The organism is Labrys sp. 22185, from assembly GCF_052045555.1.
GTDB classification, from domain to species: Bacteria; Pseudomonadota; Alphaproteobacteria; order Rhizobiales; family Labraceae; genus Labrys; species Labrys neptuniae.
In genome coordinates this window covers 22,519-34,233 of sequence record NZ_JBQEPH010000013.1, presented here as the reverse complement: position 1 = coordinate 34,233, position 11,715 = coordinate 22,519, and the positions used below count along the sequence as shown (strand labels likewise).

At 64.8% G+C, this 11,715-nt stretch carries 10 protein-coding genes; 4 read left to right on the top strand and 6 right to left on the bottom strand.

What is annotated here, in order from left to right:
* Positions 1 to 12 precede the first annotated feature (12 nt).
* A complete protein-coding gene (locus ACTJKX_RS22835; protein WP_394312424.1) occupies positions 13 to 2,808 on the bottom strand; it encodes a DNA translocase FtsK in 2,796 nt (931 codons plus the stop codon).
* 406 nt (positions 2,809 to 3,214) lie between these two features.
* Positions 3,215 to 4,759, bottom strand: a complete 1,545-nt coding sequence (locus tag ACTJKX_RS22830) for a glucan biosynthesis protein (protein ID WP_440726622.1) — start codon at positions 4,757 to 4,759, stop codon at positions 3,215 to 3,217.
* Positions 4,760 to 5,285: 526 nt separating this feature from the next.
* Between ACTJKX_RS22830 and nhaA the strand changes: the two genes are divergently transcribed.
* The 3 genes from nhaA to ACTJKX_RS22815 all read left to right on the top strand — a co-directional run bounded on the left by nhaA (position 5,286) and on the right by ACTJKX_RS22815 (position 8,655).
* The gene (nhaA, locus tag ACTJKX_RS22825) at positions 5,286 to 6,449 is read left to right on the top strand and encodes a Na+/H+ antiporter NhaA (RefSeq protein ID WP_311935721.1); all 1,164 of its coding nucleotides are present in this window, start codon (positions 5,286 to 5,288) and stop codon (positions 6,447 to 6,449) included.
* Positions 6,450 to 6,551: 102 nt separating this feature from the next.
* A complete protein-coding gene (locus ACTJKX_RS22820) occupies positions 6,552 to 7,586 on the top strand; it encodes an aspartate-semialdehyde dehydrogenase (protein WP_311935718.1) in 1,035 nt (344 codons plus the stop codon).
* A 166-nt stretch (positions 7,587 to 7,752) separates the two neighbouring features.
* Positions 7,753 to 8,655 carry a DMT family transporter gene (locus ACTJKX_RS22815; protein ID WP_440726621.1) on the top strand — a complete coding sequence of 301 codons (903 nt, stop codon included), beginning with the start codon at positions 7,753 to 7,755 and terminating at the stop codon, positions 8,653 to 8,655.
* Between the two features lie 65 nt (positions 8,656 to 8,720).
* On the opposite strand, the gene ACTJKX_RS22810 is transcribed toward ACTJKX_RS22815, so the two are convergent.
* On the bottom strand, positions 8,721 to 9,011 hold the full coding sequence (locus tag ACTJKX_RS22810) for a DUF1330 domain-containing protein (protein ID WP_440726620.1): 291 nt from the start codon (positions 9,009 to 9,011) through the stop codon (positions 8,721 to 8,723).
* A gap of 63 nt (positions 9,012 to 9,074) precedes the next feature.
* Between ACTJKX_RS22810 and ACTJKX_RS22805 the strand changes: the two genes are divergently transcribed.
* Complete coding sequence (locus tag ACTJKX_RS22805) at positions 9,075 to 9,527, top strand: MarR family winged helix-turn-helix transcriptional regulator (protein WP_440726619.1); 453 nt, start codon at positions 9,075 to 9,077, stop codon at positions 9,525 to 9,527.
* A 20-nt stretch (positions 9,528 to 9,547) separates the two neighbouring features.
* Here the strand turns inward: ACTJKX_RS22805 and ACTJKX_RS22800 are convergent, their stop codons facing one another.
* From ACTJKX_RS22800 to ACTJKX_RS22790, 3 genes are all read right to left on the bottom strand, one after another.
* Entirely contained in the window at positions 9,548 to 10,087 is a 540-nt protein-coding gene (locus ACTJKX_RS22800) for a YbhB/YbcL family Raf kinase inhibitor-like protein (protein WP_440726618.1), read from the bottom strand.
* A 34-nt stretch (positions 10,088 to 10,121) separates the two neighbouring features.
* Positions 10,122 to 11,015 carry a helix-turn-helix transcriptional regulator gene (locus tag ACTJKX_RS22795; RefSeq protein ID WP_440726617.1) on the bottom strand — a complete coding sequence of 298 codons (894 nt, stop codon included), beginning with the start codon at positions 11,013 to 11,015 and terminating at the stop codon, positions 10,122 to 10,124.
* Between the two features lie 67 nt (positions 11,016 to 11,082).
* Positions 11,083 to 11,715 (bottom strand): class I SAM-dependent DNA methyltransferase, encoded by a 633-nt coding sequence (locus ACTJKX_RS22790; protein WP_440726616.1) that lies wholly within the window; start codon positions 11,713 to 11,715, stop codon positions 11,083 to 11,085.

The following is an 11,715-nucleotide window of genomic DNA, read 5'->3' as shown; positions in this document are numbered from 1 at the left end:
TGCGCCCCTCCCCTACTCCTCGTCCTCCTGGTTTTCCTCCTCGCCATTCCTGACGTCGCGGCTGTAGACCAGGATCTCGCGCTTGCCGGCGTGGTTGGCCGGGCCGACGATGCCTTCCTTTTCCATGCGCTCCACCAGCGAGGCGGCGCGGTTGTAGCCAATCTGCAGGCGGCGCTGGATGTAGGAAGTCGAGCACTTCTTGTCGCGCATCACCACCTTGAGCGCCTGGTCGTAGAGGTCGCCGCCGTCTTCGGAGCCCATCGCGGTCTTGTCGAACACCGCGCCGTCGGCGGCCTCGTCGTCGCCGCCCTCGTCCTCGTCGGCGGTGATGGCGTCGAGATAGTCGGGCCGGCCCTGGGCCTTGAGATGGGTGACCACCTTCTCCACCTCCTCGTCGGAGACGAAGGGCCCATGCACGCGCGAGATGCGCCCGCCGCCGGCCATGTGCAGCATGTCGCCCTGGCCGAGGAGCTGCTCGGCGCCCTGCTCGCCCAGGATGGTGCGGCTGTCGATCTTGGTGGTGAGCTGGAAGGAGATGCGGGTGGGGAAGTTGGCCTTGATCGTGCCGGTGATGACGTCGACCGAGGGACGCTGCGTCGCCATGATCAGATGGATGCCGGCGGCACGCGCCATCTGGGCCAGGCGCTGGATCGGCCCCTCGACGTTCTTGCCCTCCTGGATCATCAGGTCGGCCATTTCGTCGACGATGATGACGATATAGGGCACCGGCGAGAGATCCATCTCCTCCTGCTCGTAGAGGGCCTGGCCGGTTTCCTTGTCGAAGCCGGTCTGCACGGTGCGCAACACCGTCTCGCCCTTGGCCATCGCCTCGGCGGCACGCTGGTTGTAGCCGTCGATGTTGCGCACGCCGAGCTTGGCCATCTTCTTGTAGCGCTCTTCCATCTCGCGCACGGCCCATTTGAGCGCGAGCACCACCTTCTTCATGTCGGTGACGACGGGCGCCAGCAGATGCGGGATGCCGTCATAGATGGAGAGCTCGAGCATTTTGGGGTCGACCATGATCATGCGGCACTCCTCCGGCTTCAGCCGGTAGAGCAGCGACAGGATCATGGTGTTGATGGCGACCGACTTGCCCGAGCCGGTGGTGCCGGCGACGAGCAGATGCGGCATCTTCTCGAGCTGGGCCATCACCGGCTCGCCGCCGATGGTCTTGCCCAGGGCGAGCGCCAGCTTGAACTTCGACTTCTCGAAATCCTCCGAGGCCAGAAGCTCGCGGAAATACACCATTTCGCGCTTGGAATTGGGCAGCTCGATGCCGATGACGTTACGGCCGGGCACCACGGCGACGCGGGCCGACAGCGCCGACATCGAGCGGGCGATGTCGTCGGCAAGGCCGATGACGCGCGCGGCCTTGATGCCGGCAGCAGGCTCCAGTTCATAGAGCGTCACCACCGGCCCGGGGCGGACATTGATGATCTCGCCGCGCACGCCGAAATCCTCCAGCACCCCTTCGAGCAGGCGGGCATTCTGTTCCAGCGCCTCCTGGGAGACGCCGACGCCGCTCTGCTTGCGGGGTTCCGCCAGCAGCGAAAGCGGCGGCAGCTCGTAGCGATGCTCGAAGGGGAAATCCGGCTCGCTCTCGCGCTGGAGACGCTTGCCCGGCTTCGGCGCCGCGCTCGGCTGGGCCACCCGGGTCGTCGTGATGGCGGGCTCGACCCGGCGCGCAGCCTCCTCGGCGCTGATCAGCGGCCGGCGCGGCGGCGGCATCGGCGGCAGCTCGTCCTCGTCGTCATAAGGCTGATAGCCCGGCTGGCTGCCGGAATATTGATCGATCGCCTCGGGCAGTCGATCGTCCAGTTCCTGGCCGTCGAGTGACACGGCCTCATGCGGACGCCGGGCATCGGCGCGCGGAGCGGTGCGCGGCGTGAAGGCCGGCTCGCGGCGGGCCGGCCCGGGCTCGGCCTGCGCCGAGACGGGGCGGGCGATGAGGTGGGCGGCCGCCTTGACGCGGGCGAAGAGATCGGAAATGCCGCCGGGCCGGTACATCGGCGGCTCGCGACCGTCGCGCTCATAGCGCTGGCGTTCGATCCGGCTCGGGGTGACCTTGACGCGCTTGCGGAACAGCGCGCTCTTGGCCATCAGCCCCCAATGCATCAGGGCGCCGAGCACGGCGGAACGCTCGTCCTCCTCATCCTCCTCCTCGCTCATCCGGCGCGGCTGGCCGCGGATGCGCATCGGCATCTCAGGCGCCGGGCGCTCCTCCTCGCGATATTGGAAGAAGAAGCCGGAGGCGATGGCCAGGGTGAAAAAGGCACCGAAACCAAGTGCCAGCGTCAGCACGGCCTGGCCGATCACCGACTTGCCGGCGAAGAACAGCGGCGTGAACAGATAGAAGACCCAGTCGCCGACCGCGCCACCCAGGCCCGTGGGCAGCGGCCAATGCGCGGTGACCGGCAAGCCCGACAGGCAGCCAGCCGCCAGGAGAACGCCCACGACGAGGCAGATCAGGCGCATGCGCTGCGAATCGAAGGCCTTGTGGGCGAGCAGGCGCCAGCCCAGGAAGGCGAGCGGCGCCAGCAGCGCAATCGAGGCGATGCCGAACATCTGGGTGAGGAAATCGGCGGTGACGGCACCGGAAAAGCCGAGCCAGTTGCGGATCGGCAGGGCGCCGCCGACATGGTTGTAGCTGGCATCCTGCACCGACCAGGTCGCCAGCGCAATGGCGGCCAGGCCCGTGAAGCCGATCAGCGCCATGCCGAGCAATTCGTTCAGCCTGCGCGTCAGCATGCTCTTCAGTTCGTCGGGAAGAGCGTAGCTTTGTGCAAAGCCGCGTCGCATGGTCCGCATTGCCGTAAACCTCAAAGTTGCAAGGTGCGGCAATCCGGATCGGATCGAGACGTCCTTTCGGAAATCTGACGGGAACGCAACACCAATAGCCCAGGCTCACGCTAGGCAAGGCGGGTTAAGGGCCGGTATATGGCAAGGGACAGCCAATTTCCGGGCGCTTGACCGTATTTTCAGCGATTTTCCGGCCCTGCGGGGCGTTTCCTGGAGGCGGACAAGATGTCCGCGCACCCGGCAATGGGCCTCGGCTTCATCGGAAGTTACCGGGATGGTTTATGCGGCGTAAATTTGGCGCGATCCGGAGCGCGGACTTCCAGTCCGCTCTTGGAATCGCAGCGGTTGCAGGATGGGAAGAGCGGACATCGCGACATGCAAGCATGTCGCTGTGACGTCCGCGCTCCGATATCCCTCACACCGGCTGGGCCGAGTCGAGCCGGTAGGTCCAGGTCTCCGTCAGCGTCTCCGAGCCCAGGCGCAGGAAGGCTCGCAAATCGACGTCCTCGCCGGGCGGCGGCTCGGCGTCGAAGCTCGCCCTCACCCCGTTGATGGCGGGATTGGCCACCACGGAAGGGCCCGAGACCGTGCCGTTCGAGCCCCAGATCACCAGCTCGATCTTACTGACGTCGAGGGCGACGTCCTTCAGACGGTCGCCGACGAAATCGATCAGGAAGCGGGTGACGCTGGGCTTGCCGGCGGTGGTGGCGGCGGCATTGTGGGTTTCGAACGTGGCATAGGCCTGGCCGCCCTGATGCAGCGGACCGGCAACGGCGTGGATGACATAGGAAATCTGCGTCTCGCTGCCCGCCTTGGGCTGGATGTCCGGCACCCAGGTGGCAACGACATTGTCGTCGGTCTCGGCATTCGAATGCAGTTCCACCAGCACCACGCGCCCTTGTCCGAGCCGGCTCTTCATCTCGACCCAATAACCGGGGCGCTTGTCGTAGAGAGCCTCCAGATCCTGATAGCTGCCGAAGGCGCGGTCGCGCTGGAGGAGACCAAAACCCTTGATGTCCTTGGAAAAGAAATTGGCGACGGAATTGCGCGTGGGGTTGCGCAACGGGCGCCACAGCCATTCCCCGCCTTCGGACTGGATGGCCAGGCCGTCGGAATCATGCACTTCGGGACGGAAGTCCCGCGGGCGATTGAGGGTATTCTCGCCATAGAGGAACATCGAGGTCAGCGGCGCCAGGCCCATCTCCTTGAGGTCCTTGCGCGCGAAGAGCGTGGCCTGCACCGCGACATCATCACCCGTGCCCGGCTCGAACGCGAAACGATAGGCGCCGGTGACAGAGGGGCCGTCGAGCAGGGCATGCACGGCGATGCTGCCCTGGCCGGCCTGCGGTGTCTCGACCCAGAATTCGACGAAGTCGGGAAATTCCTCGCCCGGGCCGCCCGACCCCAGCGAGAGCCCGCGCGCCGAGAGGCCGTAATGCTGCCCCTTGCCGAGGAAGCGGAAATAGCTGGCGCCCAGGAAGGCGGCGAGCTCGTCCATCTTGCCGCTGTGATTGAGCGGATAGAGCAAGCGTATGCCGGCAAAGCCCAGCGAGGTCGGCAGGCCCTGCGGCGGGCCCCTGTCGCCGAAATCGAACAAATCAGGCGAATAGAACAGCGGCTTGACGGCGCCGTCGGCCACCAGATTCACCTTGGCCTGGTGCTTGAAGATGCTGCCGCGATGGAAGAGCTGCAGGCCGAAATTCGAGCCGCCGTCGCGCAGCAGGGTATGATCGGTGCGGAAATTGATGCGACGGAAATCGTCATAGCTGAGCTGGCTCAGGCTTTCGGGCAGGGCATCGCCGGGACCGACATAGGGCTTGGCCGCCAGTTCTCTCGCCTTGGCGATCACCGTCTCCGGGCCGAAGGTATCCGTGGCCGCGAGGGCACCACCCCATCCGGTCGCCAGGCTCGCACAGGCCGTTCCGGCCAGTTGCAGGGCGGCACGTCTGGTCAGATCCATGTCAAAGCATTCCCATTTCAAGGCCGGAACACCAGCGAAGGCATTCACGGCCGCAATTTTACGTTAGGGGAATTGGGCCCTGCCAAAATGGCTGGATTTTGTTGCAAAAATGACGCGGCGGGGGTGCTGTTCCCTAGAGCAAAGCGCGTTCAGGCGTGAACGCGCTTTGCTCTCACTCTTTGGTTCGACGCGTCTTTGCGATTCTTGGTGATTCCATCAAATCACAAAACGCTTTAGGGATCGGCCCAGCGGCATCCAGGACGCCCGACCTTGCAGGACGGCGCAGGACACGCGGTGTGCCGGTCTTCATGCCGGCATTGTCCCCGCCGGCAAGCGCTTCGGCACGGATAGGCAGAGCGGAAATTGCCGGTCTGAAGACCGGCACACCACGCCCGAGCCCGCTTAGCCACCTCCCGAAAATGCTGTCAATTGCAGCGGGTTTTTTCTACCCTTCCAGGACACCCCGACGACCCCTGGGAAATGCGCAGCCTGAGACGGGTTTCCCCAACCGCAAGGACCCCGATTCATGTCTCAGACCGGCCGCCCATCCTTTCTCAGGAGCTTCCTCGCCACCGAGGCTGCCGGCGGCATCATCCTGATGGCGGTGGCAGCGCTCGCCCTGATCGTGGCCAATTCCCCGCTCGGCGAAGCCTATTTCCATACGCTCCACCTCTATGTCGGCGGCCTCAGCCTGCTGCACTGGATCAATGACGGGCTGATGGCGCTGTTCTTCCTGCTGGTAGGCCTGGAGATCAAGCGCGAGGTGCTGGACGGGCAATTGTCGAGCTGGCCGCGCCGGGCCCTGCCGGGCATCGCGGCTGTGGGCGGCATGGTGGTGCCGGCCCTGATCTTCGTGGCGGTCAACTGGCGGGCCGAGGGCACGCTGCAGGGCTGGGCCATTCCCTCGGCCACCGACATCGCCTTCGCCCTCGGCGTGCTTGCTTTGCTCGGCCCGCGCGTGCCGGCCTCGCTGAAAGTCTTCCTCACGGCGCTCGCCATCATCGACGATCTCGGCGCGGTGGTGATCATCGCCCTGTTCTATACCGCTTCGCTGAATATCTGGATGCTCAACGGCGCCTTCCTCGTTCTGGTGGTGCTTTCCGTGATGAACCGGCGCGGCGTCACCTTCCTGCCGGCCTATCTGGCGCTCGGCGCGGTGTTGTGGGTCCTGACCTATCTGTCGGGCGTACATGCCACGCTGGCCGGCGTGGCGCTCGCCTTCACCATCCCGCTGCGCCGCAAGGGCGGGCACGAGCATGATCACACACCGCTGCATAAGCTCGAGCACGGGCTGCACCCTTACGTGACCTATCTGATCGTGCCGATCTTCGGTTTCGCCAATGCCGGCGTCGCCCTCGGTGGCCTGTCGCTCGGCAATTTCGTCGATCCCGTCACGCTCGGGGTGACGCTCGGCCTGTTCGTCGGCAAGCAGATCGGCGTCTTTGCCTTCGCGGCCCTCGCCATCCGGGCCAACTGGGCCGAACTGCCAGCCAATGCCAGCTGGCGCCATCTCTACGGCGTGGCGCTGCTCTGCGGCATCGGCTTCACCATGAGCCTGTTCATCGGCGGCCTTGCCTATGCCAATGCCCCGAACCTGCTCGACGAGACCAAGATCGGCGTGCTGCTGGGCTCCATCCTTTCGGCCATATTCGGCGCAATCTTGCTGCGAACCACCAAGCCGCAACACTAAACGTTCAATTGCATGCGGCGGCGCACAATGATATTCCAGCGCGCCGCTCCCATATGGGAGACGGTTGTACATCCGACAATTCACGGAGAAGGACTTAAGACAGTGGGTTACAAGGTCGCCGTCGTGGGCGCCACAGGCAATGTGGGCCGCGAGATGCTGAACATTCTGGCCGAGCGGGCGTTCCCCGCCGATGAAGTGGTTGCTCTGGCTTCGCGCCGCAGCCTGGGCACGGAAGTTTCGTATGGCGACAAAACGCTGAAAACGCGGGACTTGGCCACTTATGACTTCTCCGACACCGACATCGCGCTGATGTCGGCCGGCGGTGACGTATCCAAGGAATGGTCGCCGAAGATCGGCGCGCAGGGCTGCGTCGTCATCGACAATTCCTCGGCCTGGCGCTACGACGCCGACGTACCGCTGATCGTTCCGGAAGTGAACGCCGATGCGGTCGCCGGCTTCTCGAAGAAGAACATCATCGCCAACCCCAACTGCTCCACCGCCCAGCTCGTGGTGGCGCTGAAGCCGCTGCATGATCGCTTCGGCATCAAGCGCGTCGTCGTCGCCACCTACCAGTCGGTCTCCGGCGCGGGCAAGGAAGGCCTCGACGAACTCTTCGCCCAGACCAAGGCCATCTATGTCAACGACGCGGTCGAGCCGAAGAAGTTTCCCAAGCGCATCGCTTTCAACGTGATCCCGCATATCGATGTCTTCATGGAAGACGGGTACACGAAGGAAGAATGGAAGATGGTGGCCGAGACCAAGAAGATCCTCGACCCCAAGATCAAGCTGACCGCGACCTGCGTGCGCGTGCCGGTGTTCATCTCCCATTCGGAAGCCGTGAACATCGAATTCGAGAAGCCGGTGACGGCGGACGAAGCCCGCGAGATCCTGCGTTCGGCGCCGGGCTGCCTGGTGATCGACAAGCGCGAGCCCGGCGGCTACATCACGCCCTACGAGGCCTCGGGCGAGGATGCCACCTACATCTCCCGCATCCGCGAGGACATCACGGTGGAGAACGGCCTGGACATGTGGGTTGTCTCCGACAATCTGCGCAAGGGCGCCGCGCTCAACGCGATCCAGATCGCCGAGGTGCTGATCAACCGCAAGCTGCTTCCGGCCAAGAAGAAGGCGGCCTGAGGTTTTGACGTTTGAAAGCCGTCGTTCGGGCAACCGGACGGCGGCTTTTGTTTTTCGAGCAAAGTGCAATTTCTCCGAATCGCAATTCTTCTCTAACTCTTTATTTCAACGCGTTTTCTTGATCGAAAAGTCTATCGGCTTTTCTGGAAAACGCTTTTGAGTTCCCATGTCCAGCGCCGATTCCGCCGTTCACCGTCCCGCCCTGCCGTCCTCCGTGCTGGCGGCCCTGTTCGTGCCCTTGTGGTCGACGGGCTTCGTCACGGCGCGGTTGGTGGCCCCCCATGCCGAGCCGCTGACCTTTCTCGGCCTGCGCTTCGTGGCGGCGGGGTTGCTGCTCGGCGTCTATGCGTTGTGGAGCGGCGCCTCCTGGCCCCAGAGCGGCCGGGCCTGGCTGGATGCGCTCGTGGCCGGCCTGCTGATCCATGGCCTCTATCTCGGCGGGGTGTTCTGGGCCGTTTCACACGGCCTGCCTTCGGGCATATCGGCGCTCATCGCCGGCCTGCAGCCGCTGCTCACCGGTCTCCTCTCCAGGCCGCTGCTCGGCGAAGAGGTCTCGCGCCGGCGTGCGCTCGGCATCGTCATCGGCGCGGCCGGCGCCGGGTTGACCCTTATTCCCAAGCTCGGCGCGAGCGGGGAGGGCGGCATTCCGCTTGTTCCACTGCTCGTTTGCCTGGGTGGCATGGTGGCGATCACGCTCGGCACCATCTGGCAGAAGCGGCGCGGGCGCGGCGCCGATCTCGCCACCAACACCGCCGTGCAATATGCTGGCGCCATGGTGCCGATCGTCATAGGCGGCCTCGCGACCGAGAGCGGCCATTTCGACTGGGCCTCCGTCGCCGCCTGGACGGGCCTCGCATGGTCCGTCTTCGGCATGTCGATCGGCGCCATCCTGCTCCTGATGGTGCTGATCAAGCGCGGCGCGGTGGCCCAGGTGGCGGCGCTGCTCTATTTGGTGCCCGGTGTCTCCGCCCTGATGGCCTGGGGCATGTTCGGCGAAGCCCTCACCCCCATCCAGATCGCCGGCCTCGCCATCGCGGCACTCGGCGTGGCGGTCGCCAACAAGGGATAGCTTCCTCGCGGCACATCAAATCGGAAGCCGGCGAAACTGCCCGCCTCTGCCGGGGCGCGGACACTTCAACCGGCTTCGACGACGAACATCCTCGCTTGCTGGGCTTTTCGGCGTTCGGCCTTGATCGGCGCATACTTTTCGGAATTGTAGAAGGCCAGCGCCTGGGCCAGGGTCGGAAACTCGAACACGCCGGCCATGGGAAGAGGCGTCTCATCGCCCTCAAGCACCTGTGCGACACGGCCGAAATGCAGAATCCGTCCGCCAGCTTCCTGCAGAGCCGCCTGAAAGCGGGGGGCGAGCGCCGCCTGCTTGGCAGGGTCTGTCACCTGCAGATTGACATGCACATAGGCGGCCATGGCAAAATCTCCAATAATGTATATACAGTATTATGGTCCCATCCGGTTGTCGAGAGTGCCAACATGAGCAGGCTTGCTCCAGAATCTCTCAAGGACATTGCCGCGGAATGTCCGGGCTTTCGGGCTCGCGCGACCGCCCGGGCGGTCACGCGTTATTACAACGCCTGCTTCAAGCCGCTCGGGCTGACGGCCGAGCAATTCAGCCTCCTGGTTGGAATTGGAGCGTCCGAAGCAGCGACACTCGTTGACCTTGCAAACAGCGCCGGAGTCGATGCGACGACACTCAGCCGAAACGTTCAGAACCTGGAGGCACGGGGTCTGGTCCGCGCCGAAGGTGGCCGTGGCCGTGCAGGAAAGCGGCTGGAATTGACCGAATCCGGGCGCGGCCTCCTCACACAGGCATTTCCCCTATGGAAATCGGCCAAGACCAAACTGTCTCGCCATATGGGCGATGAACGCCTTCGGTCGGCAACACAGGCAATGGCGGAATTAGCCGAGGCTGCGGCGCGGGCATAGAGTCCGCGCACTCCCCTACCTTACTGGCCGTAGGTCGCAGTAATCGTGGCCGAGGCCAGGGCATTGGCGCGGATCATGAAACCGATCATCGCGCCGCTGGCCGTGGCAGGCAGATCCAGCTTGGGCACTTTCAGCGCGGTGATCGTCAGGACATAGCGATGGGCTGGGCCGGGTGGCGGGCAGGCGCCCATGAAAGCGGGCATGCCGGCATCGTTGCGCCCCTGGACCGTTCCCGATGGCAGCGCCTTGCCGTCCCCCGCTCCGGACGGCAGGGATGTCGCCGAGGCCGGAATGTCGTACACGATCCAGTGCCACCAGCCCGAACCCGTCGGCGCATCGGGATCGTAGAGCGTCACCGCATAGCTCCTGGTGCCTTCGGGCGGGTTCTTCCAGTTCAAAGCGGGCGAGACGTTTCCGCCCGAACAGCCGAAGACGTTGGACACCTGTGCCTTGGCGAGGGTAGCTCCCTCGCCAATATCGGCACTCGCCAGTTCAAAGGCCGGGGCGGGCTGGGTGGCGGCAAATCCCAACGCCACGGCGCTGGCCAGGATGTATTTCATGATTGAGCTTCCTTCGTTCAGGGAAGCGATCCTGTCATCCCGTTGGCATCGCGGCAGCGCCATCCAGCTCGAATTCCGTGCCGTTCCGATCAAACTCACGATGATGACCTCTGATTTCGCTGGGTGCAAAACCAAAGCGACTGCGGAACCGCACAGAAAAACGGGACGCGGAGTCATAGCCGACATCGAGGGCGATGCGGGTAACCGGCCGGTCTGTGGACTGCAGCAGATAGAGCGCGGCCGTCATGCGGACATCGATGAGCAGGCCGGTGAAGCTGGTGCCGCGTTCGGCAAGATGGCGACGCAGGCTCGGCTCGCTCATGCCGATCGAGGCTGCGACCGGGGCGGCACGCCAGGAACGAGCTGGCTCAGCCACCAGCATCCGGCGCAGGCGCGCCACGAGATCGTTGCCGCCGCGCAGTTCGAAACCATAGCCGAACCCATCCAGCCAAAGCAGGATCTCGCGCACACGCGCCGCGGCCACCGCTTCAGGCAAGGTCTCCCGTTCCGCGATGGCCCGCGCCGCGACATCGCAAGCGTGCCGGAACGCTGCGGATGGATCGACAAGGACCTCGATCCTGCGCAGGGGCGGAACATTGGCGACCCGCAGGTCCCGAAAGAGAGCAGGCGCGAAATTCAGGGCGACGGCGCGATAGGGGCCGTCGGATGCCGGCTGGTTGATCACGTCGAAGTCGCAGCCGTCCGGCACCAATACGATCTGGCCGGCCGCGGCCGTCAGCTCGACGCCATCGCTGCGGATGATCTTGCGGCCCCTCTCGACCAGCACCAGGCCGGGGCCATCGGAAGCGAGCCTGCGGCACAGCAGCGAGGCGTGCTGCACCACCTCCGCCGCACTGCCGATGCCCGGCCACGATCGGATCGTCCGGCCCAAGGCCAGATCGCCCCTGGAGATATCGCTTTTGCTCACCCTCTTCGCCTCGCATCAAAACCGCGGCGGCCGTCAGGGAACGCTACCGCGAAAGGCAAGCACCACTTCAGGCAAGCCGGGCGACCCAAATCGTCGCCCCTCCGCAATCGGGATCTTCCACCACATGCGAGACGATATCAAAGCCATTGGTTTCCAGCAGCCGGCGGTATTCCTGGGGATTCAGGCTGCCGTGGTAGAGCGGCTCGCCCTGGAAGGAGCCGACTGCCTCGCCATGCCCGGTACCGCTGGTAAAGATCAGCACTGCCTTCGGATTTGCATGCCGGCGAAAGATCGGGAACATGTCCCTGTGGTCCGTCGGCGGGAGATGGAAGAGGCTATTCCAGGCGATGATGCCGTCGAAGGTCCGGCCGAGCGCCAAGGTTCGCATGTCGCCGACCAGCCAATCATGGCCCGGGAAGCGCGCCTGGCAAAGCCCGACCAGGGAGGGAGCAGCATCCAGGCCGGTCACCCGATGCCCCCGTTCGATGCAATGGCGGGCGACCGGCTCGCCAGCACCGCAGCCGATATCGAGGATAGAAGCCTGCACTGCCGGCAGAAGCGCCAGGAACCGGTCGAACCAGGCCTCCTCGAGGAAATGCCGACGCCGTATTTCGTCCCAGGCATCGGCATGGGCTTCGTAAAGGCTGACGACCAGGTCTGCGGGGCCCCTACTGCCAGGCCGTTTCGCCCCGGATGGCAT

Coding starts and splice junctions, on each gene's coding strand:
- ACTJKX_RS22835 (WP_394312424.1), bottom strand. CDS start 2,808: ATGCGGACCATGCGACGCGGCTTTGCACAAAGCTACGCTCTTCCCGAC.
- ACTJKX_RS22830 (WP_440726622.1), bottom strand. CDS start 4,759: ATGGATCTGACCAGACGTGCCGCCCTGCAACTGGCCGGAACGGCCTGT.
- nhaA (WP_311935721.1), top strand. CDS start 5,286: ATGTCTCAGACCGGCCGCCCATCCTTTCTCAGGAGCTTCCTCGCCACC.
- ACTJKX_RS22815 (WP_440726621.1), top strand. CDS start 7,753: ATGTCCAGCGCCGATTCCGCCGTTCACCGTCCCGCCCTGCCGTCCTCC.
- ACTJKX_RS22810 (WP_440726620.1), bottom strand. CDS start 9,011: ATGGCCGCCTATGTGCATGTCAATCTGCAGGTGACAGACCCTGCCAAG.
- ACTJKX_RS22805 (WP_440726619.1), top strand. CDS start 9,075: ATGAGCAGGCTTGCTCCAGAATCTCTCAAGGACATTGCCGCGGAATGT.
- ACTJKX_RS22800 (WP_440726618.1), bottom strand. CDS start 10,087: ATGAAATACATCCTGGCCAGCGCCGTGGCGTTGGGATTTGCCGCCACC.
- ACTJKX_RS22790 (WP_440726616.1), bottom strand. CDS start 11,715: ATGCCATCCGGGGCGAAACGGCCTGGCAGTAGGGGCCCCGCAGACCTG.